Annotated in this window: 22 protein-coding genes; 9 read left to right on the forward strand and 13 right to left on the reverse strand. The window is 71.6% G+C overall.

Annotated features, from left to right (window positions below; genetic code table 11):
* Positions 1-22: 22 nt before the first annotated feature.
* From ABZ374_RS08575 to ABZ374_RS08595, 5 genes are all read right to left on the reverse strand, one after another.
* Positions 23-646, reverse strand: coding sequence for an MBL fold metallo-hydrolase (locus tag ABZ374_RS08575; RefSeq protein ID WP_360308206.1), 624 nt, complete (start codon positions 644-646; stop codon positions 23-25).
* Positions 646-1,731 carry an S-(hydroxymethyl)mycothiol dehydrogenase gene (locus tag ABZ374_RS08580; protein WP_360308208.1) on the reverse strand — a complete coding sequence of 362 codons (1,086 nt, stop codon included), beginning with the start codon at positions 1,729-1,731 and terminating at the stop codon, positions 646-648. The genes ABZ374_RS08575 and ABZ374_RS08580 overlap by 1 nt, the downstream gene beginning before the upstream one ends.
* 42 nt (positions 1,732-1,773) lie before the next feature.
* Positions 1,774-2,388 (reverse strand): MarC family protein, encoded by a 615-nt coding sequence (locus ABZ374_RS08585; RefSeq protein WP_360308211.1) that lies wholly within the window; start codon positions 2,386-2,388, stop codon positions 1,774-1,776.
* Positions 2,385-3,233, reverse strand: a complete 849-nt coding sequence (locus tag ABZ374_RS08590) for a PHP domain-containing protein (protein WP_360308214.1) — start codon at positions 3,231-3,233, stop codon at positions 2,385-2,387. Before ABZ374_RS08590 ends, ABZ374_RS08585 begins: the two co-directional genes overlap by 4 nt.
* Before the next feature lie 109 nt (positions 3,234-3,342).
* Positions 3,343-3,978 carry a DUF6758 family protein gene (locus ABZ374_RS08595; protein WP_360308217.1) on the reverse strand — a complete coding sequence of 212 codons (636 nt, stop codon included), beginning with the start codon at positions 3,976-3,978 and terminating at the stop codon, positions 3,343-3,345.
* Between the two features lie 189 nt (positions 3,979-4,167).
* Between ABZ374_RS08595 and ABZ374_RS08600 the strand changes: the two genes are divergently transcribed.
* Together ABZ374_RS08600 and ABZ374_RS08605 are read left to right on the forward strand one after the other, a co-directional pair.
* Positions 4,168-4,569, forward strand: a complete 402-nt coding sequence (locus tag ABZ374_RS08600) for an NUDIX domain-containing protein (RefSeq protein WP_360308220.1) — start codon at positions 4,168-4,170, stop codon at positions 4,567-4,569.
* A complete protein-coding gene (locus ABZ374_RS08605) occupies positions 4,566-5,480 on the forward strand; it encodes a ribokinase (RefSeq protein ID WP_360308223.1) in 915 nt (304 codons plus the stop codon). Before ABZ374_RS08600 ends, ABZ374_RS08605 begins: the two co-directional genes overlap by 4 nt.
* Positions 5,481-5,594: 114 nt before the next feature.
* On the opposite strand, the gene ABZ374_RS08610 is transcribed toward ABZ374_RS08605, so the two are convergent.
* From ABZ374_RS08610 to ABZ374_RS08625, 4 genes are all read right to left on the reverse strand, one after another.
* On the reverse strand, positions 5,595-6,101 hold the full coding sequence (locus ABZ374_RS08610; protein WP_360308226.1) for a MaoC family dehydratase: 507 nt from the start codon (positions 6,099-6,101) through the stop codon (positions 5,595-5,597).
* 341 nt (positions 6,102-6,442) lie between these two features.
* Complete coding sequence (locus ABZ374_RS08615) at positions 6,443-7,510, reverse strand: class I SAM-dependent methyltransferase (RefSeq protein WP_360308229.1); 1,068 nt, start codon at positions 7,508-7,510, stop codon at positions 6,443-6,445.
* A gap of 155 nt (positions 7,511-7,665) precedes the next feature.
* The gene (locus tag ABZ374_RS08620) at positions 7,666-8,559 is read right to left on the reverse strand and encodes an alpha/beta hydrolase (RefSeq protein WP_360308232.1); all 894 of its coding nucleotides are present in this window, start codon (positions 8,557-8,559) and stop codon (positions 7,666-7,668) included.
* Between the two features lie 107 nt (positions 8,560-8,666).
* Positions 8,667-10,265, reverse strand: a complete 1,599-nt coding sequence (locus ABZ374_RS08625; protein ID WP_360308235.1) for a DEAD/DEAH box helicase — start codon at positions 10,263-10,265, stop codon at positions 8,667-8,669.
* A 436-nt stretch (positions 10,266-10,701) separates the two neighbouring features.
* Here ABZ374_RS08625 and ABZ374_RS08630 point away from each other — a divergent pair, with 436 nt between their 5' ends.
* A complete protein-coding gene (locus ABZ374_RS08630) occupies positions 10,702-11,382 on the forward strand; it encodes a ferritin-like fold-containing protein (RefSeq protein ID WP_360308238.1) in 681 nt (226 codons plus the stop codon).
* Positions 11,383-11,486: 104 nt separating this feature from the next.
* On the opposite strand, the gene ABZ374_RS08635 is transcribed toward ABZ374_RS08630, so the two are convergent.
* The 3 genes from ABZ374_RS08635 to ABZ374_RS08645 form a co-directional block, all read right to left on the reverse strand.
* On the reverse strand, positions 11,487-11,717 hold the full coding sequence (locus tag ABZ374_RS08635; protein WP_020552594.1) for a DUF3107 domain-containing protein: 231 nt from the start codon (positions 11,715-11,717) through the stop codon (positions 11,487-11,489).
* 175 nt (positions 11,718-11,892) lie between these two features.
* Entirely contained in the window at positions 11,893-12,531 is a 639-nt protein-coding gene (locus ABZ374_RS08640; protein WP_360308241.1) for a TetR/AcrR family transcriptional regulator, read from the reverse strand.
* A 219-nt stretch (positions 12,532-12,750) separates the two neighbouring features.
* Positions 12,751-12,996: a hypothetical protein gene (locus ABZ374_RS08645; RefSeq protein WP_360308244.1), complete on the reverse strand. Its 246-nt coding sequence runs from the start codon at positions 12,994-12,996 to the stop codon at positions 12,751-12,753.
* 226 nt (positions 12,997-13,222) lie between these two features.
* Between ABZ374_RS08645 and ABZ374_RS08650 the strand changes: the two genes are divergently transcribed.
* From ABZ374_RS08650 to moeZ, 3 genes are all read left to right on the forward strand, one after another.
* On the forward strand, positions 13,223-14,164 hold the full coding sequence (locus ABZ374_RS08650; RefSeq protein WP_360308247.1) for an alpha/beta hydrolase: 942 nt from the start codon (positions 13,223-13,225) through the stop codon (positions 14,162-14,164).
* Positions 14,165-14,174: 10 nt separating this feature from the next.
* Positions 14,175-16,022: a DUF3152 domain-containing protein gene (locus ABZ374_RS08655; protein WP_360308250.1), complete on the forward strand. Its 1,848-nt coding sequence runs from the start codon at positions 14,175-14,177 to the stop codon at positions 16,020-16,022.
* 159 nt (positions 16,023-16,181) lie between these two features.
* Positions 16,182-17,363: an adenylyltransferase/sulfurtransferase MoeZ gene (gene moeZ, locus ABZ374_RS08660; protein ID WP_360308252.1), complete on the forward strand. Its 1,182-nt coding sequence runs from the start codon at positions 16,182-16,184 to the stop codon at positions 17,361-17,363.
* 116 nt (positions 17,364-17,479) lie between these two features.
* Here moeZ and ABZ374_RS08665 read toward each other — a convergent pair whose 3' ends face one another.
* The gene (locus tag ABZ374_RS08665) at positions 17,480-19,822 is read right to left on the reverse strand and encodes a lysylphosphatidylglycerol synthase transmembrane domain-containing protein (RefSeq protein ID WP_360308255.1); all 2,343 of its coding nucleotides are present in this window, start codon (positions 19,820-19,822) and stop codon (positions 17,480-17,482) included.
* Between the two features lie 213 nt (positions 19,823-20,035).
* Between ABZ374_RS08665 and ABZ374_RS08670 the strand changes: the two genes are divergently transcribed.
* The 3 genes from ABZ374_RS08670 to ABZ374_RS08680 all read left to right on the forward strand — a co-directional run bounded on the left by ABZ374_RS08670 (position 20,036) and on the right by ABZ374_RS08680 (position 24,697).
* Entirely contained in the window at positions 20,036-20,380 is a 345-nt protein-coding gene (locus ABZ374_RS08670) for an MGMT family protein (RefSeq protein ID WP_360308258.1), read from the forward strand.
* Positions 20,381-20,607: 227 nt separating this feature from the next.
* Positions 20,608-23,853 carry an ATP-dependent DNA helicase gene (locus ABZ374_RS08675; RefSeq protein WP_360308261.1) on the forward strand — a complete coding sequence of 1,082 codons (3,246 nt, stop codon included), beginning with the start codon at positions 20,608-20,610 and terminating at the stop codon, positions 23,851-23,853.
* A gap of 142 nt (positions 23,854-23,995) precedes the next feature.
* Complete coding sequence (locus ABZ374_RS08680) at positions 23,996-24,697, forward strand: hypothetical protein (RefSeq protein ID WP_360308264.1); 702 nt, start codon at positions 23,996-23,998, stop codon at positions 24,695-24,697.
* The last annotated feature ends 73 nt before the right edge of the window (positions 24,698-24,770 follow it).

The following is a 24,770-nucleotide window of genomic DNA, read 5'->3' on the forward strand; positions in this document are numbered from 1 at the left end:
GCCGGGACTCGGATCGGCCGGCTCAGTGCCCTCGGGCCACCCAGGCGTCGTAGTCCTTCGCCTCCGCGCCGATCGTGGTCTCGTCACCGTGTCCGGTGAGCACGCGGGTTTCCCCGGGCAGCGCCAGCAGGCGCCCCTTGATCGAGTCGAGGATCACCGGGAAGGACGAGAACGAGCGCCCGGTGGCGCCGGGGCCGCCCTTGAACAGCGTGTCGCCGGAGAAGAGCACGGCCGCCTCCGGCGCGTACAGGCACACCGCGCCCGGCGCGTGGCCGGGCGTGTGCACCACCCGCAGTCCGGTGCCCGCGACCTCGATCACCTCGCCGTCGGCCAACGCGACGTCCGGCGCGCGGTCCGGGTACACCGCGTCCCACAACATCCGGTCCTGCGGGTGCAGGTGGATCGGCGCGCCGGTGAGCTCGGCCAGCGCGGCGGCGGCGTTGATGTGGTCGTTGTGGCCGTGGGTGAGCACGATGCCGGTCACCGTACGGTCGCCGACCCCGGCCGCGATGGCCGCCGCGTCGTGCGCGGCGTCCACGATCACCACCTCGCGGTCGTCGCCGACGATCCACACGTTGTTGTCCACGTCGAAGTCCTGGCCGTCGAGCGAGAAGACGCCCGAGGTGACCACGTGGTCGATCCGCATCACAGGATCACCACCGAACGCAGCACGTCGCCGTGGTGCATCTTCTCGAACGCGGCCTCGACGTCCTCCAGGGTGATCCGCTCGCTGACGAACGCGTCCAGGTCGAAACGACCCTGGCGGTAGAGGTCGATCAGCATCGGGAAGTCGCGCGAGGGCAGGCAGTCGCCGTACCAGGACGACTTGAGCGCGCCACCGCGGCCGAACACGTCCAGCAGCGGCAGTTCGATGGTCGTCTCCGGCGTGGGCACGCCCACCAGGACCACGGTGCCGGCCAGGTCGCGGGCGTAGAACGCCTGCTTGTAGGTCTCCGGTCGGCCGACCGCGTCGATCACCACGTCGGCGCCGAAGCCACCGGTCAGTTCGCGGATCGCCTCGACCGGGTCGCCCGCCTTCGAGTTCACCGTGTGGGTGGCGCCGGCCCGGCGCGCCCACTCCAGCTTCCGGTCGTCCAGGTCCACCGCGATGATCTTCGCCGCGCCGGCGAGCCGGGCACCGGCGATGGCCGCGTCGCCGACGCCGCCGCAGCCGATCACCGCGACCGTGTCACCGCGCCCGACGTTGCCGGTGTTGACCGCCGCGCCGAGGCCGGCCATCACGCCGCAGCCGAGCAGGCCGGCCGCGGCCGGGTCCGCCTCGGGGTCGACCTTGGTGCACTGTCCGGCGGCGACCAGGGTCAGTTCGGCGAACGCGCCGATGCCGAGCGCGGGGCTCAGTTCGGTGCCGTCCTCCAGGGTCATCTTCTGCTTCGCGTTGTGCGTCGCGAAGCAGTACTGCGGCCGGCCGCGCCGACACGCGCGACAATCTCCGCACACCGCACGCCAGTTCAGGATCACGAAGTCGCCGACGGCCACCTCGGTGACGCCGTCGCCGACCGACTCCACGACACCGGCGGCCTCGTGGCCGAGCAGGTACGGGTATTCGTCACCGATGCCGCCCTCGCGGTAGTGCAGGTCCGTGTGGCAGACACCGCACGCCTGGACCCGCACGCGTGCCTCGCCCGGGCCCGGGTCCGGCACCACGATGGTCTCGATCGTGACCGGTGCGCCCTTGCTGCGCGCGACGACGCCGCGTACCGACTTGCTCATGTCCTCCGCCTCTCCCCAACCGCTTGATGATCCGCTCGCACCTTACGGCTTCGCTTCGATGAAGCCCCGGACCCCGTCCGCGCACAGTTGTACGGCGATCGCGGACAGCAGGAGGCCGGATAGTCGGGTCACCAGGACGACGCCGCTTTCCTTGATGATCCGGATGATGCCGAGCGAGAAACGCATGGTCAGCCACAACACCACGTGGATCGCCACGATCGCGGTCCACACGCCGATGTACTGGCCGCCGGTGTCCGCCTTCTGCACGCTGACGATCGCGGCCACGATCGCGCCGGGGCCGGCCAGGAGGGGTGTGCCGAGCGGGACGAGCGCGACGTTGACGTCCTTGTTCTCGGTCGGCTCCTCGGCCTTGCCGGTCAGCAGGGACAGTGCCACCAGGAGCAGCAGTAGACCGCCCGACACCTTCAGCGCCGGGATCGAGACGTGCAGATAGTCGAGGATCCTCTGGCCGAACAGGCCGAAGACGGAGATCACGCAGAACGCGACGGTGGCCGCCTGCCAGGCCATGCGCTTGCGCACGGCCTGGGGTCGGCCACCGGTGAAACTCAGGTACAGCGGGATGATGCCGGGCGGGTCCATGATCACGAAGAGGGTGACGAAGGACGAGCCGAAGATGGTGACGTCGAACCAGTTCATGGGGTGATGGGTCTTGCTCCTGTTGCCAGTTCCGCGATCGCCCCGTACGACTCCGGATCTGTAGTGTTTTCGCCGAGATTGATCGTTTTGCGGGTGCCATGGTAGTCACTCGAACCGGTGGTGATCAGCCGCAGGTCGCCCGCGAGTCCGCGCAGGTGCGCCCGCATCGCGTCGTCGTGGTCCATGTGGTCCACCTCGATTCCGGCCAGGCCGGCCTCGGCCAACTCGGCGATCGTGGCGTCCGAAACGGTCCGGCCACGCTTGACCGCGCCCGGGTGGGCGAACACCGCGGCCCCGCCCGCGCCGCCGATCAGCCGGACGGCATCGACCGCGTGGATCTCGTACTTCCCGACGAACGCCCGCCCGCCGTCCTTGAGCCACTGCGCGGTGAACGCGCCGGACACGTCCGCGACCACGCCCGCCTCGACCAGCGCGGTGGCCACATGCGGCCGGCCCACCGCGCCGCCGCCCGCGATCTCGCGGACCCGGGCCCAGGTGATCGGCGCGCCGAGTTCGCGGCAACGCTCGACCATCGCCTCGGCCCGGCGGACCCGGTCGGTGCGCACCAGTTCGCGGGCCCGGGCGAACTCCGGTTCGGTCGGGTCGAACAGGTAGCCCAGCATGTGCAGGCTGATCCCGCCCTCGGCCACACACGAGATCTCCGCGCCCCGGATCAGGGTCAGCCCGTGCGGCAGCGCCTCGGCCGCGGCCGTCCAGCCGGCGGTGGTGTCGTGGTCGGTGAGCGCGACCACGTCCAGGCCCGCCGCGCGCGCCTTGACGACCAGTTCGGCGGGCGTGTCGGTGCCGTCGGATGCGGTGCTGTGGGTATGCAGGTCGATGCGCACGCTGACCTCGTCTGCGGAGAGGGCCGATGGACCCTCCCGACCCTAACGACCTCGGTCGAGCGCCTTTGTGGGGCCGGCGTCGGGCGGCGCGGAGCCGGTGTCCGGCGGTTCAGAACTCCAGCAGTTGCGGGGACAGCGCGCCGCACGGCAACAACTGCAACTCGGCCCCGGCGTCGCGCAGATCGGTGAGCACCACGTCGTCGTAGACGAGATGGCCCGCCTTGCCCGGCCACAGGATCGCCCACAACCACAGGCCCATCGCCTCGCCCGCGAACACCGCGCGGTCGGGCGGCGCGTCGATCACACACCACAGCGGGGTCGGCCGGCCGGCCGCCATCACCTTCGTCGGCGCGGACTTGACGAAGTCGCCGCCCGGGTCGTGCCCGGTCAACCCGGCGTAGCGGGCGCCCAGTCCGACGCCCACCTCCTCGGCGATCAGCAACAGTTCGCCGCGTCCGCCCAGCGGCGCGGGACCCGTGCACGCCACCGCGACGGCCCGCGAACCGTCCCGATCGTCGCCCGCGTGCGCGACGCCGGTGTACAACCAACCGACCGGCAACGGCCAGGGCAACCAGACCGGAACCCGGGCGCGGCGCACCACCGCGTCCAGCGCCTCGACGCTGGGCGGCACGACCGGTTGCAGCGGGGGAACGGCGCCATGGATCTCGCACTCCCACGTCTGTGAGAACAGACCCGGAGCGCGGACCCGGCCGCCGCAGCGGGGGCAGCTCGGCTCGCCCTTCATAGGACAAGACGGTCCACTGCCCGGGGCCCCGCGTCAAGGACGATCACTCCTTCGGTGCGTTCACACCGCCGACCGGCGTACGGGAGGCGCGCGCCGCGCCGGGGTCGTGCGCCCTCGCGCTGCCGGCGCCGCGCGGTCGGCGACCGATCTCCCGTTGCACGTCGGCGCCGGGCACTAGGCTCCACAGGCATGCGGCTCATTCCCTGCGTCGGTGCGATCGTCCTCGATTCCGAGGGTCGGTTGCTCCTGGTGCAACGCGCGAAAATGCCGGGCAAGGGACAGTGGTCGCTGCCCGGCGGGCGGGTCGACGAGGGCGAGACCGACGCGGTCGCCCTCGCCCGCGAGATGGCGGAGGAAACCGGACTCCAGGTGACCGTGGGACCGCTCGTCGGGTCGGTGCTGCGCCGTGCGCCCGACGGTGGGACGTACGAGATCAGGGACTACGCCTGCACGCCACACGGCGGGGCGCTGCGCGCGGGCGACGACGCGGACGCGGTGCGGTGGGTGGCGACCGGTGAGCTGGGTCGGCTCGACCTGGTGGAGGGACTGCTCGACGCGCTGCGCGAGTGGAACGTACCGGGCGTGGCGTGAGCGCGGAGCACGCGCGGCTGTTGGTGGTCGGGTCGATCAACGCCGACCTGGTGGTCCGGGTGCGGGCGCACGCGCGGCCGGGCGAGACGGTGCTCGGCGACGACCTGGTCGTGCATCCGGGCGGCAAGGGCGCCAATCAGGCGGTCGCGGCGGCCCGACTGGGCGCCGACGTCGCGCTCGCCGGGCGGGTCGGCGAGGACGAGCACGGCCGGATGTTGCTCGCGACGCTGCGCCGGGAGGGCGTACGCACCGACGCGATGCGGACCGTGCCCGGCGCCTCGGGCGTGGCGCTGATCACCGTGGACGACGCGGGCGAGAACACCATCACGGTGGCGCCCGGGGCGAACGGGCGCTTCGGGCCGGCGGAGGTGGGCGACCTGGCCTCGGCGATCGAGGCCGCCGAGGTGGTCTCGCTCCAGTTGGAGATCCCGCTCGACACGGTGTGGGAGGTGATCCGACGCTGCGCCGCGGCGGACACCCGGGTGGTGCTGAACCTCTCGCCGGTCGTGTCGACGATGGTGTGGATGTCCTCGTCGGTGGTGCGGGCGTGCGATCCGCTGGTGCTCAACCAGCACGAGGCGAGCGCGACGACGGGCGGCAAGGACGCGCACGAGGCGCTGCGGAGCTGGCGTGCGGGGGGCGCGGGTCCGCGCTCGATCGTGCTCACGCTCGGCGGTGGCGGTGCGCTGGTCGCGGTCGGCGAGGCGGAACCGGTACATGTCGCCGCGCCGACGGTGGACGCGGTCGACACGACGGGCGCGGGCGACGCCTTCACCGGCGCGTTGGCGTGGCGACTGGCGGCCGGGGACGACCCGCTCACCGCGACCCGGTACGCGGTGCGGGTGGGCGCGGCGGCGGTGCGCCGGGTGGGGGCGCAGTCGTCGTACCCGACGGCGGCGGAACTGCCGTAGGACGTCGTCGTCCCGTGCGCGCAAACGGGCGGGCCGCGCCGTCCCTGGGCGACCCGCCCGCGCTCGGTGCGGGGGTGGTCGACCCCCGATCGGCGCCCGCTCAGCCGCGAACGATCAGCCCTCGATCAGCTCGGGGCGTCCGGGCTGATCGCCGCCACGCTCGGCCCCGTAGCTCTCCTTGGGCACCATGACCTTGCGCTTGAACACGCACACGAGCGTGCCGTCCTGCTTGTAGCCCTTGGTCTCCACGTACACGACGCCGCGGTCGTCCTTGGACTTCGACTCCCACTTGTCCAGCACCAGGGTCTGTCCGTAGATGGTGTCCCCGTGGAACGTGGGCGCCACGTGTCGCAACGACTCGATCTCCAGGTTGGCGATCGCCTTCCCGGAGACGTCCGGCACCGACATGCCGAGCAGCAGCGAGTAGATGTAGTTGCCCACCACCACGTTCTTGCCGAAATCGGTGGTGTTCTCGGCGTAGTTGGCATCCATGTGCAGCGGGTGGTGGTTCATCGTGAGCAGACAGAACAGATGGTCGTCGTACTCGGTCACGGTCTTCCCCGGCCAGTGCTTGTAGATCGCACCGACCTCGAACTCCTCGTAGTAGCGGCCGAACTGCATCTCGGTCCCCTCTCACCTGCGAAAACGTTGATTCTTCGGGCTGTGGTCCAGCACCGACCCGGCGGGTCCGGCTCGTGCCCCGGTGGGCGCGACACCCCATCGGGTACCTGCCGCAAGCGGTCAGGCGCCGAGGAGGTGATGCGCTCGTGGATGTCGGCGGTCACTTGGATCGAACGATGCCCGAGCCGGCGCAGGACTTCGAGGATAGGGAGGTCGCGGGTGGGTGCAGTAGGGGCCTGCCCGTGACGTAGATCATGGGTGGATCGACGTCGACGGGCGGCCCGGGGGATGCCCGGCAGGACCGGTCCCGCCTTGCCCCGCCGTTCGGCGTGGGTGTCTCCTCAGTCCTTGCGGGCCACGAAGTACACGTTGAGGAAGTCGCCCTCCAGCGAGTGGCTTCGGACGTGGGTGAAGCCGACGTCGGCGAGCGCGGCTCGGGCGGCCTGTTCGCCCCAGACGGTGCCCAGGCCCTCGCCGCCCTCGCCGAGCGAGACGGTCATGCAGTAGAAGATCGAGAACGTGTACAGCGCCGGCCCCAGCGGGTGGGCGAGGTTTTCCTCCAGCTTGCTGGACGCGGCGATCTCGCCCATCAGGAACACCCCGTCCGGACGCAGCGCGGCGGAGACGGCGGCCAACGTGCGACCGGGCCGGGCGAGGTCGTGGATCACGTCGAACGCGGTGATCAGGTCGTACGAGCCGAGCGGCTCGGCCGCGTCGACCACGGCGAACTCCACGTTGTCCAGGCCCAGTTCCTCGGCCTCGCGGCGCGCCGCGGCGATCCCCTGGACGGAGATGTCCACGCCGCGGATCCGGCTGCGCGGGAACGCCCGAGCCAGCACGTTCACCGCGTGCCCCTGGCCCGTCCCGACGTCCAGCACGTCGATCCCCGCCGTCAGCCGCTCGGTCAGCCCGGGTGCCAGTGGCAGTACGCCGTCCACCAGTGCCGCGTCCCAGACCCGGCCGGACTCCTCGGCCTGGAGCGCCTGGAATCGCGGGTAGGCCGAGTACGGCACGCCGCCGCCCTGCCGGAACGCCTGCACGACCTGCTGTTCGACCTCGCCCATCAGCGCCAGGTATTGGGTGATGCCGGCCAGGTTCTCCGGTCCGGCCGCGCGGGTCAGCGAGGCCGCGTGTTCGCGCGGCAGCAGGTAGGTGTCGTGGTCCGGGGAGTATTCGACGAAGCCGCCGGTGACCATGCCGCCCAGCCACTCGCGCACATAGCGCTCGGTCAACCCCGCGGCGCGGGCGATCTCGGCACTCGTCGAAGCCGGCATCCCGGCCATCGTGTCGAACAGTCCGCTCTGGTGGCCGATGCTGGTCAGAAAGGCCAGGCAGCCGTCGTCGATGATGTTGATCATGCGTCCCGCGAAGGCTTCCTGTCGCGCGGAATCGACGTCGATGAGCGTCATGGCAACTCCCGATCGGTCGGCTCGACGGGAGTCGCCGCAGGTGGCACGAACCGGCACGGGCGACGCCCGTGGTGAGTGAAATGTCTCCTATGTCACGCTACGCCCGATCCGTTCGTACCGTGAGCCGACGGCGCCCGGTCCGGCCCCGTCCCGGCTCAGGCCCGAGGCACGTAGGCCGCCACGCTCGCCCAGAAGTCGGCCAGCGCGGCGGCCGTGGCGGCCGGCGACTCCACGTTCGGGGAGTGGTGGGTGTCCGGGATCACCACGTGCGGTACACCCAGCCGGTCGGCCATCGCAATCTGCCAGGGCAGCGGCCACGCGTAGTCCTCGACGCCGGAGACCACGAGCGTGGGCAGGCCGGCGGCCACGAGCGCGGCGAGTTCGTCCACCAGGTCGGGTTCGGTACGCAGTTGTTCGGCCATTTCGAGCAGGCCCTCGGGCGTGGTGCCCAGCCACCGGGCGTGCACGAACGCGGCGATCGCCGGGTCGGCGGGCGGCAGCAGGCCGGCCTCCAGTTCCACGGCCCGCATCGCCTCCCACACCTCCTGGCGGGTGAGCGCCGGGAGCACCTCCTCCAGCATCAGCAGCCGGGCGACCTCGTCCGGGCAGATCGCCGCCGGGCCGGTGCTCATCAGGGTCAGTGAGGCCAGCCGCTCCGGCGCGTGCAGCGCCACCGAGCGGCACACCAGGCCGCCGAAGGAGTGGCCCACCAGATGGATCGGCTCGCCCGGGGCCACCGCGTCGGCGATCGCGAGCACGTCCGCCACGAGCGCGTCCCGGGTGTAGGCCGCCGGATCCGCCGGACCCTCGGTCTCGTACTGGCCGCGCTGGTCCACGGCCACGGTGTGGAAACCGCGCCGCGCCAGCGGGTCGCCGAGCGCGAGGAAGTCCTCCTTGCTGCCGGTGAAGCCGGGCACCAACACGGCGGTGCCCAGCCGCGGCGCGGCGCTCGGCGGGGTGGACTCCAGGACGGCGAATCGTCCGCGCCCGGTCGCCAGGCGACGGGAGCGGACGGTCCCGGGCAAGGTCAGAAAGCGTGGCGTACTCACACCTTCGAGCCTACTTACCCGCAGGTACGCCGACGGCCCCCGCCGCGAAGCGCGGACGTGATCGTCCACACTCCGCACCGGGGGCCGTCGACCCGATGGTGCGTTCGTCAGCCCTCGTCGGTCGCGACGGCGCCGGCCTCGGCGCCCTCGGGACGGCGCCGGGTGCGCCGGCGGCGACGGCGCGGCGCGCGCTCGCCGTCCGCGTCCGCGTCCCCGGTGCCGGCCGGACCGTCGACGGGCGCCGCCTGGGCCGGCACGGTCGAGGGCTCGACGAAGGTCGCGGTGATCGCGCCGGTCGCGGCGGCCACGACCGCATCGCCGGTCTCGGCGTTCACGCGACGACGACGCCGCGAGCCGGGGGCCCGACGGCGGCTGGGGTCGCTCGCCTCGGCGTCGGCCGCGTCCGGCCCGGAGGCGGCCGGCCCGGAGGCGGCCGGCCCGGACGCGGCGGGGCCGCTGCGGCTGCGCCCACCGTTGCCCTTGCGGCCCGAGTTGCCCCGGCTGTTCTTGCCGGTCTCGCCCAGATCCTCGACGTCCTCCGCGCCCAGACCCGCACGGGTGCGGTCGGCGCGCGGCAGCACGCTGCCCACGGTGGTGGGGATGTCCAGGTCGGTGAACAGGTGCGGCGAGGTCGAGTAGGTCTCGACCGGGTCGGCGAAGCCCAGGTCCAGCGCCTTGTTGATCAGGCTCCAGCGCGGGATGTCCTCCCAGTCCACCAGCGTCACCGCGGTGCCCGAGGCACCCGCGCGGCCGGTCCGGCCGATCCGGTGCAGGTAGGTCTTCTCGTCGTCGGGGCACTGGTAGTTCACCACGTGGGTGACACCCTCGACGTCGATGCCGCGGGCCGCGACGTCGGTGGCCACGAGCACGTCCACCTTGCCGTTGCGGAACGCCCGCAGCGCCTGCTCGCGCGCGCCCTGGCCGAGGTCGCCGTGCACGGCGGCGGAGGCGAAGCCGCGCTCGGCCAGCCCCTGGGCCAGGTCGGCCGCGGTGCGCTTGGTCCGGCAGAACACCATCACCAGGCCGCGCCCGTTGGCCTGCAGCACCCGGGCCATCAGCTCGGGCTTGTCCAGGCCGTGCGCGCGGTAGACGCGCTGCTGGACCGACTTGACGGTGGCGCCCAGGTCGTCCGGCTCGGAGGCGCGGATGTGCGTGGGGCGGCTCATGTAACGGCGCGCCAGGGTGATGATCTGTCCCGGCATGGTGGCCGAGAACAACATCGTCTGGCGGCGCGCCGGAAGACGCTCGACGATCTTCTCGACGTCGGGCAGGAAGCCCAGGTCGAGCATCTCGTCGGCCTCGTCCAGGACGAGCATCTTGACTTCGGACAGGTTCACGTGACCCTGGCCGACCAGGTCGAGGAGCCGGCCCGGGGTGCCGACCACGACGTCGACGCCCTTCTTGAGGGTGTCGATCTGCGGTTCGTAGGCCCGGCCGCCGTAGACGGCCAACACGCGCACGTTGCGCAGCTTGCCCGCGGCCTGGAGGTCGTTGGTGACCTGCACGCACAGCTCACGGGTGGGCACCACGACCAGGGCCTGCGGCATCCGACCGGCGACCGCACCGGCGGGCGCGCGGCCCGCCTCGATGTCGGCCGCGACGGTGATCCGCTGCAGCAGCGGGATGCCGAAGCCCAGGGTCTTGCCGGTTCCGGTCTTGGCCTGGCCGATCACGTCGTTGCCGGACAGGGCGACGGGAAGGGTCATCTCCTGGACGGGAAAGGCCTCGATGATGCCGAGTGCCTCAAGTGCCTCGGCTGTCTCCGAAAGTACTCCGAGTTCGCGAAAAGTTGTCAGGGGTCCAGCCTCTTCTGTGTGGTTGGGGGCCGTCTGTACCGAAAGCGGGTCGAGACCATGGCGCCCACGAAATTGCGGGGCGCGGCACGGGACCTCTCGCCTTCGGGCGGCCACCCGAGCGGGTCGGTCGGAGCCAGTCGTCCTCCGACCGGGCATCCGCGTTCACTACCACTGTACCCGGCGGCGTGCGGCCGGTGGGGTGATGCTCATTACTGCTTGTCCGGAGATGGGCGACTCCGCCCGGACGTGGTGCTCCCGTGGGCGCGGTGCGCTCACTACGCTGCGTACTTGTGAACACTGTGGCACTTGTCGACGGTGCGGCGGCGGAACGGACGAAGGGGTGGACATGAGCGAGCACGCGCAGCCGACCGGGGAGATGCGGGCCGCCGTGATCGAACTGCTCGGCGTACTCGCCTACGGCGAGATCACCGCCTTCGAGCGGCTCGCCGAGGATGCCAAGATGGCGCCGACCGTGGACGACAAGGCCGCGCTCGCCGCGATGGCGGTGGCCGAGTTCCATCACTACACGCTGCTGCGTGACCGGATCGCGGCGCTGGGTGCGGATCCGGCCGAGGCGATGGATCCGTTCATCGCGCCGTTGGACGAGTTCCATGTGCACACCGCGCCCGCCGACTGGCTGGAGGGCCTGGTCAAGGCGTATGTGGGCGATGGGATCGCGGCCGACTTCTACCGCGAGGTGGCGGCGCATCTGGACGAGGTCAGCCGGGATCTGATCGTCGAGGTGCAGCGCGACACCGGGCACGCGGCCTTCGTGGTCGACGCGGTGCGCTCGGCGATCGAGCGCGATCCCAAGGTGTCCGGCCGGCTCGCCTTGTGGGGTCGGCGGTTGATGGGCGAGGCGCTCAGTCAGGCCCAGCGGGTGGCCGCCGAGCGGGACGTGTTGTCCACGATGCTGATCGGCGGCGGCGCCGGACCCGGCTTCGACCTGGCCGAGATCGGGCGCATGTTCAACCGGATCACCGAGGCGCACCAGCAGCGGATGGCCGCGCTCGGACTCGCCTCCTGATCCGAAGGACGGAAAACCCGAGGGTGGGTGGATCCGCGTGCGGATCCACCCACCCTCGGGTGTGTCGGTGCCGATGCCGGCACCGATGTTCGGCCGTCGACCGCTCAGGCGTTGGCGCCGAAGCCGACCTTGCGCGCCGACGACTCGCCGATCTCGACGTAGGCGAGTCGGTCGGCGGGCACGATCACCCGGCGGCCCTTCTCGTCCGTCAGGGACAGCAGCTTGGACGTGCCCGAGAGCGCGTCGGCGATGGCCCGCTCGACGTCCTCCGGGTTGTCCGTGCTCTCCAGCACCAGCTCCCGCCCGGCGTGCTGTACGCCGATCTTGATCTCCACGGCTGTCCCTCCGGCCTTGAAATTCTGGAGATCGGCGCCGCGACACCCGCGGGCCGTACCTACCCCAGCAGGCTAGTCGAGAGCCGGGGTCACCGAACGCCATGACGGGTACGCCCAACGCGAACGCCGGGCGGGAACAAGATCGCCGGCCCGCCCGTCCGCGCAGGTCCGAGGGTCAGTGCGCCGGGTCGTCCTTGCGCGGGAACCGGGAGATGCCCCGCCAGGACAGCGACGAGACCAGCAGCGAGGCGGCGTCGCGCGGGATGGTCGCGCCGCGCGCGATCCAGTAGCGCGCGGTGACCTGCGCCATGCCGGTCAGGCCGATCGCCAGGAGCATCGACTCCTCCTGGGCCAGCCCGGTGTCCTCGGCGATGATCTTGCTCACCGCCTCGGCGCACATCTCGCTGACCCGCTCCACCCGCTCGCGCACCGCGCTCTCGTTGGTCAGATCGGACTCGAAGACCAGTCGGAACGCGCCGCCGTCGTCGTCCACGAACGCGAAGTAGGCGTCGACCGTGGCGGCCACCCGGAACTTGTTGTCGTGCGTCGACTCCAGCGCCCGCTGCACGGCCGCGAACAGGGCCTCGCAGTGCTGGTCGAGCAACGCCAGATACAGCTCCAGCTTGCCGGGGAAGTGTTGGTACAGCACCGGCTTGCTGACGCCGGCGCATTCGGCGATGTCGTCCATCGCGGCGGCGTGGTAGCCCTGCTTGACGAAGACTTCCTGGGCGGCGCCGAGGAGTTGCGTCCTGCGCGCGAGCCGGGGCAGCCGGGTACCGCGAGGGCGGGGATCCGCATCCTGGATGGCTGTCACGGGGCTCCTCAAGGTGTCGCTCAACGTGTCGCGGACACCGGATGATTCGGTGATCCGGCGAGTTTCTCCACCACGCCATCCTACTTTCGGGTAACCCAGGACGTAAGTTTCGTGGCGCAACGAAACAGGATCCCGCGCTTCCGGTAACCCCCGCAAGGGGGCGCGGGTGGTGCGCGCGAGGGCGTCGCGAGCCCCGCAGGGCGGCTCGTGCGGCGGCGCTCAGCGGTAGTCGTCGTCCTGGGCGTGCCCGACCCGGCGGCGCTGCTCGGTCGCGTCCGCGGGGTTCACCCCGTCCGGGACCGGCTCCCACACCGGGTCGCCCTCACCGTCGTCCGCCTCCACCGCGGTGTGTTGCTCCACCGCGTCGGGCACCGGAATCTCGGGGTCTCGGGCCGTGTCGTCGAAAACGGTGGCGTCACCGTCGGTGACGTCTTCGAACTCGGGGGTGTCGTCGATTCGGTTCATACGGCCTCCCTGCCCGGGTCGTCCGCCGCCATGCGGCGTTCTCCATGTCCATGATCCGCCCCGAATTCGTTGTCGCACCATCGGGATCGATGTCGAAACGTGATGCGCGAAGCGTTTACAGTGACGTCATGAACCAGGGCATAAGAGTCGAGACCGCCCGGCGCGACGAAGTCGGTCGGGGCATCCGCCCTTCCGTCTCAGTGATCATCTCGTAATATTGCCCACCGTGACGACCCTCAGCCCCGCAAGCGACGCCGACGCGACGCCTTGGCCTGCGCGTACGGTCGAAGTCGCCACCGACAGCGCGGTGGTGGTGCGCCGCGACGCGCGCCACGACTCCGACCTGCCGCCCGCGATGATGATCCACGGCCTCGGCGGCTCCTCGCTGAACTGGACGGAACTGGCCGCGGAACTGCGGTCGGATCTTTCCGTGGAGATGATCGACCTGCCCGGCTTCGGCCACTCGCCGCCGCCGCGAAACGGGGACTATTCGATCTCCGCGCACTGTCGTGCGGTCGAGGGCGCGATCCTGTCGCTGCGCAAGGGCCCGGTGCATCTGTTCGGCAATTCGATGGGTGGTGCGGTGGCCACCCGGCTCGCCGCCCGCCGGCCGGACCTGGTGCGCACCCTGACGCTGATCTCGCCCGCGTTGCCGGATCTGCGGGTGCGCCCCTCGGTGTTGCCGACGGCGGCGCTCGGGGTGCCCGGTGTGGGTCGTGCGCTGTTGCGACTCAGCCGCAGGATGACGCCCGAGGATCGCACCCGGATGTCGATCGCGATGATGTACGGAAACCCGGCGGTGGTCGGCGAGAAAGCCTTCGCGGACGCTGCGGCCGAGTACCGGCGTCGGCTCGAACTCCCGTACATGATGGACGCGTTCTCGCAATCGACCAGGTCGGTCATCGGGGCCTACCTGGAGCGTGGCGAGCGGGCGCTGTGGCGGCAGGCGGCCGAGGTGCGGGCGTCGACGCTGCTCGTCTACGGACGCCGGGACCGACTGGTCGACCCGCGCATGGCCAAGCGCGCGACCGAGACCTTCCCGGACGCACGACTGCTGGTGGTGCCCGACTCCGGGCACGTGGCCATGCTCGAACACCCCCGCGTGGTGGCCCGGGGTTTCCGCGAACTTCTCGACGGGGCCCTCTCGCCGTCGAACGTGGTGGGGTGAACGCAGACTCATGGGACGTCACTCGGGAACGCAGACGAGCGTGCAGTACGGCGGTGAGGGCCTGCCGGACGACGCCCTCTCCGGCGGATACGCGGCGGTGCCGCAACAGGTCGCCTACGGACAGGTCCACCAGGACGGCTACGGCGGCGGTTGGACCGACACCTCGTACGGCGGCGGCGGTCCCGAGCAGGACACCGGCTACCACGGCTACCCCGCGGACCCCGGCTACGGCGGCTACCCCGCCGTGCAGCAACACACCGGGAGCCACGGGTACGACGGCGGGCAGCAGCACGGCTGGGAGCACCCGGCGCCAGAGGCCGGCTCCGGCACCTGGGCGGTGCCCGGGACGATGCCCGGCGAGCCCGCGCACTGGGACGACCCGCTGGAGCCGTACGGCGCGCAGACCGGCTCGGTCGGCTACGCCCCGGACACGTTCGGGGTCGACACCTTCGGTGCGGACACCGCGCTGCATTCCGGCTCGTTCGTCACCGGCTCGTTCGGCGTGGACGCCTACGGCTCCGGTGGCTACCCGGCGACGAGTCCCGCGAACGACCTGTACGCGGCGGACGGCTATCCCAGCGGGATGCACGCGATCGTCGAGGCGCCCGCCGTGCCGAGTTACGACACCACCACGTTCGAGCCGCAGAGCTTCGTCGGCTACGGCTACGACGCCTCGGGCGGCTATCCGGCGGTGGTGCCGGTCGAGGATCCGTTGGCGGACGCGCTGTACGAACCGCCCACCGAGCCGGAGCCGGCGATCGGTCCCGGGGCCGGGCAGTACCCGATGGAGTCCGAGCCGTGGGCCGCGTCGGCTCCCGAACTCGACCTGGAACAGCTCTCGTTCGCGACCGAGCCGAGCGACGACCTGCCCGGTCCCCGGCACTCGGCGGACGAGGCGGAGCACGGCTTCGAGCCGGACACCGGAAGCATTGCGCCCAAGGGACGCGCACAGACCCGCAAGGCGAACCGGCCCGCGCCGCGCAAGGGTCGGCGCACCCTGGTCGCGGCGAGCGGCGCGGTGGTCACCGGTGCGGTGCTCGCCGGCGCGGTGGTGCTCCAGATGCCCGACGAGGGCACCTCCAGCCAGGCGTCCGGCGACGACATGGCCGCGCCGGACGCGGGCGGGCGGCCCACCGACCAGGCCGCGTCGCGCGGCTCGGACCGGGACCCGGTCGCCCAGGGCGGCGCCTCCTCGCTGCCGCTGCCGACGCCCGCGTCGCCGGTCACCACCGACCAGTTGACGCTGCGCTTCCCGCTCGACCCCAAGCTCGGCCTGAGCGGCAACTTCGAGGCGGTGCCCGGCAAGGAGGCCGCCCCCGGCGCCGGCCGCAAGTACACGTACGCGGTCGAGGTCGAGCAGGGTCTCCAGTTGGACGGCGCGCTGTTCGCCAACACTGTGCAGAAGACCCTGAACGACAAACGCAGTTGGGCCGCCGGCGGGCTCACCTTCGAGCGCACCGACAACTCGCCGAAGGCCGACTTCGTGGTGCGACTGGCCAGTCCGCAGTCGGTGCACAAGGCGTGCACCCCGATCGTGGGCGACACCAGCGCGGACAACGTCTCGTGCGACGCCTACGGCACCCGCTACGTGATGATCAACGCCTGGCGCTGGGCCCAGGGTTCGACCGCCTACGGCGACGACATCGTCGGCTACCGGCAGATGCTGATCAACCACGAGGTCGGTCACCGACTCGGGCACAACCACGAGAACGCGTGCGGCGCGGGCGGCATCGGCGCCGATCTGGCCCCGGTGATGATGCAACAGACCAAGACCCGGGTGGCGACCAAGGGCGCGAAGGCGGGCGAGACCTGCGAGGCCAACCCGTGGCCGTACCCGTCGGGCAAGCTCACCGGATAACCGGCCGCAGCCGGATCCGCCGGGCCGCCCGAGGGCGCCCGGCGGCCCTCGCGCGGGCGAATCTCACGGACCGGACCCGGTGCCCGGGAATCGGGACGAGCGTGGCACTGTTGCGGTAGGAAAAGAGCCGAGATAGACAGTCCGACCATCGGAGTTTCCGTGTCGCAGCTACCACCCCTGGTCGAGCCGGCCGCCGAGCTGACCGTCGACGAGGTCCGTCGTTATTCCCGCCACCTGATCATCCCCGACGTCGGGATGGACGGGCAGAAGCGGCTGAAGAACGCCAAGGTGCTCTGTGTGGGCGCCGGTGGCCTGGGGTCCCCGGCGTTGATGTACCTCGCCGCGGCCGGTGTCGGCACGCTCGGCATCGTCGAGTTCGACACCGTGGACGAGTCCAACCTGCAGCGCCAGATCATCCACGGACAGAGCGACATCGGGCGATCCAAGGCGGAGTCCGCGCGCGATTCGGTCAAGGAGATCAACCCGTACACCGAGGTCGTCCTGCACGAGGAGCGGCTCGAAGCCGACAACGTGCTGGAGATCTTCGGGCAGTACGACCTGATCGTCGACGGCACGGACAACTTCGCCACCCGCTACCTGGTCAACGACGCCTGCGTGTTGTTGAACAAGCCGTACGTGTGGGGTTCGATCTACCGTTTCGACGGCCAGGCCAGCGTGTTCTGGTCCGAGCACGGCCCGTGCTACCGCTGCCTCTACCCGGAGCCCCCGCCGCCCGGGATGGTCCCCTCGTGCGCCGAGGGCGGCGTGCTCGGCGTGTTGTGCGCGTCGATCGGGTCGATCCAGGTCAACGAGGCGATCAAGCTCCTGATGGGCATCGGCGAGCCGCTGGTCGGCCGGCTGATGATCTACGACGCGCTGGAGATGACGTACCGCACGGTCAAGGTTCGCAAGGACCCCGAGTGCGCGGTCTGCGGCAAGAACCCGACGGTCACCGAGCTGATCGACTACGAGGCGTTCTGCGGTGTGGTCTCCGAGGAGGCCCAGGAGGCCGCGCTCGGTTCGACCATCACCCCGCGTCAGCTCAAGGAGTGGCTGGACGCCGGCGAGAACATCGACCTGATCGACGTTCGCGAGCCGGGCGAGTACGAGATCGTCAAGATCCCGGGCTCGCGGCTGATCCCCAAGAACGAGTTCCTGATGGGCCGGGCCCTGGAGGAACTGCCGCAGGACAAGCGCATCGTGCTCAACTGCAAGACCGGGGTGCGCTCGGCCGAGGTGCTGGCCGTGCTCAAGAGCGCGGGCTTCGCCGACGCGGTCCACGTCGGCGGCGGCGTGATCGGGTGGGTCAACCAGATCGAGCCGGAGAAGCCGGTCTACTAGGTCCTCGGGTCGGGGCCGGCCGTGGGAGCGGCCCGGCCTTCGACCGAGGTGTGGTTCTCGAACGCCGGGCGGGCCGAACTTTCGGCCCGTCCGGCGTTTCTTGCCGCGGAGGGGCTTCAGATCGCCTGTTTGCGCTGCAGGTGGGTGAACGCTATCCAGCCGGGCAGGACCGGAAGCCAGAAGGTCAGGAAGCGGTAGAGCAGGACGGCCGCCGTCGCGGTCTCGAACGGCAGGCGCGCGGTGCTGGTCAGGCCCGCGATCAGGGCCGCCTCGACCGCGCCGATGCCGCCCGGGGTGGGCGCGGCCGAACCGATCGCGTTGCCGGCCAGGAAGACCACCGCGATCGCGGCGAAGTTGGCCGAGCCGCCGAAGGCCCGCACGCTGGCGTCCAGGCACAGGATGAAGGACAGCGTGAGCAACACCGTGCCGCCCAGCCCGGCCGCGAGCTTGGTCGGGGTCTGGAGCACGTCCAACAGCCGCGGCACGATCCCCGAGAACAGTTGCCGCAACTGCTTGACGATCCAGCGGCGCAGCGGCGGTACGGCCGTCACCAGCAGGGTCACCAGGGCCAGGATCAACAGGCCCGCGATCACCGCGCCGGACGGTGCGAAGGACGGCGTCTCGGCGGTGCCGGCGATGTAGCCGAAGAACGCCAGCAGGCCGACGTGGAAGACCAGGCCGCCCAACTGCGACACGCCCACGCTCGCGGCGGCCAGGGTCGGCGGGATGCCCGCCTTCTGCAGGTAGCGGGTGTTCAGCGCCACCCCGCTGACCGCCGGCGGCGCGACCAACTTCACGAACGAACCGGCGAGTTGCACCATGGTGGTGCGAAACAGCGACAGCCGTTCCGGGACGAAGCCGAGCAACATCAGCGCCGCACACACGTAGCTGAGCGAGGAGGCCAGCAGGCCGATCGCCGCCCAGCCCCAGTTCGCGCTGTTGAAGATCTCGCCCAGGTCGACGTGGCTGAGCTGGGACAGCAGGAAGTAGCCCGCGAACGCGCTGGCGACCACGGTGACCAGGGTGCGGGCCCGCACCCGCTCCAACTGGACCGGCTCGACCTCGGCCTGCGGGCGCAGCTCCAGGATCTGCTCCCGGATCCGGGAGAGCAGGTTCTTGTCCTTGCGCAGCACCGAGCGGGTGCTGCGGCTGAGCGCGACCTTTTGCAGCAGCGGCAGACAGGCCGCGACCGTGTCCGCGCCGAGCACCTCCGCGGCGGTGTGCACGGCGCGTTCCTCGCCCACCCGCAGGGCGATGGTGGTCAGCAGTTGGGCGGTGTCGATCCGCAACGCCAGGTCGCCGGAGGCGATCTCGCCGGCCCGCAGGTCCACCAGCCACGGCTGGCCGGTGCCGTCCACCAGGATGCTCTCGGCGACCAGCCGCCGATGGGTGAGCCGATGTGCCTGGAGCAGGCCCAGCAGCTTCCACAGCCGGGCCAGGAGCTCGTCGGTGAGTTCGTCGTCGTCGAGGGTGTCGAGGGTGCGTCCGGGCACGTGTGCGTAGGCCAGCAGCGCGGCGTCCGGGCCGACCTCGGTGGTGGCCACCAGGCGCGGTGCGCGTACTCCCGCGTCGGCGCACGCGTACGCCATCAGCGACTCCTGCTCCAGCGCGCGGCGCGTGGACAGCACGGTGCGGCGCTGGGTGACCCCGCGCAGCACGAGTCGACGGTAGAAGCGGTAGATCGCGCCGGACGCCTGTTGGTCGCGGTCGAGCACGGTCACGTCCAGCATGCGCTCGTCGGCCAGCCGGACCGCGTAGCGGCGGGTCTCCTCGGGACCGTCGTCGGTGCGTACGCAGGACTGCGCGACCAGGCCGAACCGGCGCAGCGCGGCGACCACCGACTCGGCCGGCGGCCGGGTGTTGGGCAGGCCGACCGCGTACAGCGTGGCGTAGGCGATGGTGCGGCCGAACAGCACGCTGGTGAGCAGCGCGACGGGGGTGGTGTAGCCGCCGACCAGGACGGTGGCCGCGTTCAGCAGGAGCAGCGTCCAGACCACGAGTTGCCAGCGCGGCCGGCGGACCAGGCCGACCGCGGTGACGTAGGCGACGATCGGCGCGAGGTAGCCGTGCACCGGGTCGGTCCAGCCGGTCTGTGGCAGCGGCAGCGGGCGGGTCAGCGCGTCGCGCAGCGCCTCGGGGCCGGGGCCGGTGATCCACCAGTCCAGGCCGAGCGAGGCCAGGTAGGTCACCGCGGCCGCGATCACCCCGTCGGCGACCCGCAACCCGTCCCGGCTGACCAGGCGTTCGATCCCGTAGGCCACCGGCACCACGAGCACCGCGACGGCGAACACCCCGCCGGAGAGGTTGAGCAGCAGGTGCGGGGTGCTGTTCTGGGCGCCGCGGACGATGTCCGACTCCAGGCCGGAGGTGGTCTGTCGGGCGATGCTGGCCAGGAAGAAGACCACGCCGAGGGTGAGCACTCCGAGCAGGACTCGGATCAAATCGGACGATCGGTGCACCCGCAGCGGTTGTGAGGGCTCGACTACGAGGGCGCGCCCGTTCCCGGGGGCACCCGTTGCGATCGTTGCGTCACTCTCTCGTATCACCCGTCACCACCGCGTCGATGGTGCCACGACCCGCGGCCGGGATTGCGCCCGGCCGCGCCGAAGCGCGGCCGAAAGGGGTTCGGCACGCGTGCCCCCCGTGTCCGAGGACTCTGTCACCATGTGCGGATGAGTGACCCTAACCCCTTCGCCGAGCGGGTTCTCGACCTGGTCGAGCGCATCCCGCCCGGGCGGGTGATGGCCTACGGGGACGTTGCCGAGGCCCTCCAGGAAGGCGGCCCCCGACAGGTCGGCCGGGTGATGGCGTTGTACGGCGGCGGGGTGCCCTGGTGGCGGGTGGTGCGCGCGGACGGCTCGTTGCCGCCGAGCCACGCGGTGCGCGCGCCCGGGCACTATCGGGCCGAGGGCACGCCGCTGCGTTCCGGCGGCGAGCGGGTGGAGATGGGTCGGGCGCGCTGGATACCGGAGCCCGACGAGGTGCCCGCCGACCGGGAAGTTCCACCGGGCGCCTGACCTTCACCGGGCCGACCCGGCGTGGCCGCGCCGCGGTGTGCTCCCCGTGTGCTTCCGGGACGATCGGGCCGGATGTGATCTGATGGGCACCGGCCGCGCCCTGCCGACCGGGGCGCGGCCGACCCACCCGGAGCGATCCACGCGCCGGGGCCGCGACCCGTTCGTCGCCCGGCCCGGCCCGTGCACCCACCAGGATTCGACGGCGACGCGAAGGCATTCTCGGCCAGATGACCACCCCGACCCCGGCGTATCGCCTGCGGCGCACCCCCGTGGCCCCGCCCGCGCCCGTGATCCCCGACGACTACCAGCGCGCCGTCGTCGAGCATCGGGGCGGGCCGCTGCTCGTGTTGGCCGGTCCCGGCACGGGCAAGACCACCGTGCTCGTGGAGGCGGTCGCCGCGCGGGTGGCGCGGGGGGTCCGACCGGAGGAGATCCTGGTCCTGACCTTCGGTCGCAAGGCGGCGGGCGAACTGCGCGACCGGCTGACCGCGCGGCTGCGTGCCGCCGGGGCGCGCACCGCCGCGGTGCCGACCGCGACCACGTTCCACTCGTTCTGCTACGCGCTGGTGCGCGAGCATCAGCCCGCCGAGTTGTTCAGCTATCCGCTGCGCCTGCTCACCGGTCCCGAGCAGGACGTGTTCGTCCGCGAGCTGCTCGCGGGCGGGGTCGAGGAGGGCAGCCAGAGCTGGCCCGCGGAGTTGCGCGCGGCGGTGGGCACCCGGGGGTTCGCGGACGAGGTGCGCGCGGTGATCGCCCGCAGCCGCGAACTCGGGCTCGATCCGGACGCGCTGGCCCGGTTCGCCCAGGACACCGGGCGTCGGGACTGGCGGGCCGCGGCCGACTTCCTCGCCGAGTACCTGGACGTGATCGACGCCCAGGGCGTGGTCGACTACGCCGAACTGGTGCACCGCGCGGTGCTGCTCGCCGAGCGGCCGGAGACCGCGCAGGTGTTGCGCGGGCGCTACAAGGCGGTGTTCGTCGACGAGTACCAGGACACCGACCCGGCGCAGGTGCGCCTGTTGGCGGCGCTGGCCGGGGACGGCCGGGACCTGATCGCGGTGGGCGACCCGGACCAGTCCATCTACGCGTTCCGCGGCGCCGACGTGAACGGCATCCTCGACTTCCCGCACCGCTTCCCCAGGGCCGACGGCGAGCCCGCCGACATCGTGGTGTTGCGCACCTCGCGCCGGGCGCCGGCCGGGCTGCTGGCCGCGTCCCGGGTGGTCACCCAGCGCATGCCGCTGAGCCGGTTGCCCGGCGATCGGGTGCGCGCGCACCGCGAGTTGATCCCGTCGGTGTCGGGGGACCGGGATCCGAGCCGGGTCGAGGTGTACACGTATCCCACGCCCGGCGCCGAGTTGGACAACACCGCCGACATCCTGCGCCGTGCGCATCTGGAGGACGGGGTGCCGTGGGGCGAGATGGCGGTGCTGGTGCGCTCCGGCGCCCGCTCGATCCCGGGTCTGCGGCGGGCGCTGTCGGCCGCCGGGGTGCCGTTGGAGATCGCCGGCGACGAACTGCCGATCGCGGCCGAGCAGGCGGTGTCGCCGCTGTTGACCGCGCTGCATGTGGCGGCGGAGCCGAGCGTGCTGGACGCGGAGACCGCGCGCGCGTTGTTGCAGTCCCCGCTGGGCGGCCTGGACGCGGGTGATCTGCGGTTGCTGGGGCGGGCGTTGCGGGCCGAGGAGCGGGCCGCGTCGGGTGCCTCGGTGACCAGCACCCGGCCGTCGGCCGAGCTGATTCGCGACGCGCTGGCCGAGCCGGGGCAGTTGGTCGGGATAGAACAGCGGGTCGGGGGCGGGGCGTTGCGCCTGGGCCTGCTGATCGGCAAGGCGCGCGCGGTGCTGGCCGGCGGTGGCAGCACCGAGGACGCGCTGTGGGAGTTGTGGCAGGGCACGCCGTGGCCGGGGCGGCTGGAGCGGGCGGTGCTGCGTGGCGGTACGGCCGGGCGCAACGCGGACCGCGACCTGGACGCGGTGGTGGCGCTGTTCGAGGTGGCCGCCAAGGCCGAGGAGCGGGCCGGCCACCGGGGCGCGCTGAACTTCCTGGCCGAGCTCAAGGCCCAGCAGATCCCGGGCGACCGGCTCGACGACAGCGCGCTGCGCGGCGAGTCGGTGCGGCTGCTGACCGCACACCGGGCCAAGGGTCTGCAGTGGCGCCTGGTGGTGGTGCACGGGGTGCAGGAGGGGCTGTGGCCGGACCTGCGCCGGCGCGGCTCGCTACTGGAGGCGGACCGGATCGGCTCGGACGGCCTGGCCGAGCCGCTGTCGCCGGGTGCGCTGTTGGCCGAGGAGCGGCGGTTGTTCTACGTCGCGGCCACCCGGGCGAAGGAGCGGCTGGTGGTGACCGCGGTCGACTCCAGCTACGACGACGGCGATCAACCCTCGCGGTTCCTGGAGGAGTTGGGCGTGCCGCCGGTGGAGGTCAAGGAGCGGCCCAGGCGTCCGCTGTCCACCTCCGCGCTGGTGGCCGAGTTGCGTTCGGCGGCGGTGGATCCGCTGGCACCGGCCGTGCTGCGTCGGGCCGCCGCGCGCCGGTTGGCCGCGCTCGCGGATCTGCGCGACGACGAGGGGCACCCGCTGGTGCCGAGCGCGCATCCGGACCGGTGGTGGGGGCTGGTGGAGCCGACCGACCCCGGCGTGCCGATTCGGGATCCGGGCAGCGCGGTGCGGTTGTCCGGCAGTTCGGTGGCCAAGGTGCGCGACTGCGCGCTGAGTTGGTTCCTGGGCAGCGAGGTGCACGCGGACTCGCCGCGTTCGGCGGCGCTGGGCTTCGGCAACGTGGTGCACGCGCTCGCCGACGAGGTGGGCACGGGCGCCACCTCGGCGGAGTTGCCGGTGCTGATGGACCGGCTGGATCGGGTCTGGGACGCGTTGGCGTTCGACGCGCCGTGGCAGTCCGAGCAGCAGAAGGACGAGGCCAGGACCGCGCTGGAGCGGTTCCTGTCCTGGCACACGCACGAGCGGCACCGGGTGGTCGCGGCGACCGAGCACGGCTTCGAGGTCGAGCTGACCGCGGGCGAGTACCGGGTGCTCATCCGGGGGTCGATGGACCGGGTGGAGCGCGGCGAGGACGGGCTCGCGTACGTGGTGGACTTCAAGACCGGTCGTCGGCCGCCGACCCGCAGCGAGATCGAGGAGCATCCGCAGCTCGCGGTGTACCAGGTCGCGGTCGCGGCCGGCGCGCTCGACGAGGTGCCCGGGTTCGAGGGCGGCCGGCCCGCCTCCGGCGGCGCCGAGCTGATCCAGTTGCGCTCGGCGGACAAGGCCGATCCCGAGCAGCCGCTGGTGCTGGACCAGGCGCCGCCGCTGCCCGAACCGGACGGCGGGACGTGGGTCGGCGGGCTGCTCGCGGATGTGGCCGGCCGGATCATCGGTGAGCGCTTCACCCCGAGCACCGGCACACACTGCGACCGATGCGACTTCCGCAGGTGTTGCAGCGCGCGTCCGGAGGGACGGATGACGGTCGAGTAGCCGGTCCCGCCGGCCGGTTCCGGCGCGTCGCACCTTCGCTTTTCCCCAGCAAAACCGTCCATATCGGGGCGGTTGATCATGCATTCTTTGCCATAGCCATACTCGTCGCAAGCAACTCCAGTCCCCGAATCAAAGGAGTTTCGTGCGCACTTCACGCATGGCCATGATCGTTCCCGTCGTTGCCCTCGCCCTCGCCGGGCTGACCGCCTGTGGCGGCTCGGACGAGAAGTCGAACGCCGGCACCGACGCCAAGGTGTTGGCCGACGAGGCGCAGAAGCTGCTCAAGTCGGTTGCCGACTACAAGATGGTCGGCAACGGGCAGGACGAGGAGACCAGGATCGAGTGGGACCTGTGCATCCGCAACGGTGCGGACGTGCAGGGCAAGATGGTCATCGACGGCAATCCGGTCGAGATGATCATCGTCGGCAAGGACCAGTACATGAAGGCCGACGCCGCGTTCTGGAAGAAGTCGATGGGGGAGAGCGTCCCGCCCGCCGTCCTGGACCAGGTCGTGGGCAAGCTGGCCGGCAAGTACATGAAGACCCCGGTCGACGACGAGGACTCGTTGGGCAACATGACCGACTTCTTCGACGGCTCCACCGACGGGCTGACCAAGGGTGAGCCGGTCAAGATCGACGGCTCGAAGGTCATCCCGCTCAGCAAGAAGGACGAGGAGGGCGACACCGTCACCCTCTACGTCCAGGAGAAGGGCAAGCCCTACCCGTTCATGGTCAAGTCCGAGGGCAAGGGCAACGCCACGATGAAGTTCACCAAGGGCAAGAGCAAGTGCGAGCCCACCGCGCCCGCCGAGTCGGTGACCCAGGACGACTTCAAGGACGTCTGATCCGCCGCACCACCTCGCGGCACACCGCCCCGCACCGCGACCGTCCCTGTCGCCGTGCGGGGCTAGTGTTCCT

This window comes from Embleya sp. NPDC005971, from assembly GCF_040629175.1.
GTDB lineage: Bacteria > Actinomycetota > Actinomycetes > Streptomycetales > Streptomycetaceae > Embleya.

Coding starts and splice junctions, on each gene's coding strand:
- ABZ374_RS08575 (WP_360308206.1), bottom strand. CDS start 646: ATGCGGATCGACCACGTGGTCACCTCGGGCGTCTTCTCGCTCGACGGC.
- ABZ374_RS08580 (WP_360308208.1), bottom strand. CDS start 1,731: ATGAGCAAGTCGGTACGCGGCGTCGTCGCGCGCAGCAAGGGCGCACCG.
- ABZ374_RS08585 (WP_360308211.1), bottom strand. CDS start 2,388: ATGAACTGGTTCGACGTCACCATCTTCGGCTCGTCCTTCGTCACCCTC.
- ABZ374_RS08595 (WP_360308217.1), bottom strand. CDS start 3,978: ATGAAGGGCGAGCCGAGCTGCCCCCGCTGCGGCGGCCGGGTCCGCGCT.
- ABZ374_RS08600 (WP_360308220.1), top strand. CDS start 4,168: ATGCGGCTCATTCCCTGCGTCGGTGCGATCGTCCTCGATTCCGAGGGT.
- ABZ374_RS08610 (WP_360308226.1), bottom strand. CDS start 6,101: ATGCAGTTCGGCCGCTACTACGAGGAGTTCGAGGTCGGTGCGATCTAC.
- ABZ374_RS08615 (WP_360308229.1), bottom strand. CDS start 7,510: ATGACGCTCATCGACGTCGATTCCGCGCGACAGGAAGCCTTCGCGGGA.
- ABZ374_RS08625 (WP_360308235.1), bottom strand. CDS start 10,265: ATGACCCTTCCCGTCGCCCTGTCCGGCAACGACGTGATCGGCCAGGCC.
- ABZ374_RS08630 (WP_360308238.1), top strand. CDS start 10,702: ATGAGCGAGCACGCGCAGCCGACCGGGGAGATGCGGGCCGCCGTGATC.
- ABZ374_RS08645 (WP_360308244.1), bottom strand. CDS start 12,996: ATGAACCGAATCGACGACACCCCCGAGTTCGAAGACGTCACCGACGGT.
- ABZ374_RS08655 (WP_360308250.1), top strand. CDS start 14,175: ATGGGACGTCACTCGGGAACGCAGACGAGCGTGCAGTACGGCGGTGAG.
- ABZ374_RS08670 (WP_360308258.1), top strand. CDS start 20,036: ATGAGTGACCCTAACCCCTTCGCCGAGCGGGTTCTCGACCTGGTCGAG.
- ABZ374_RS08675 (WP_360308261.1), top strand. CDS start 20,608: ATGACCACCCCGACCCCGGCGTATCGCCTGCGGCGCACCCCCGTGGCC.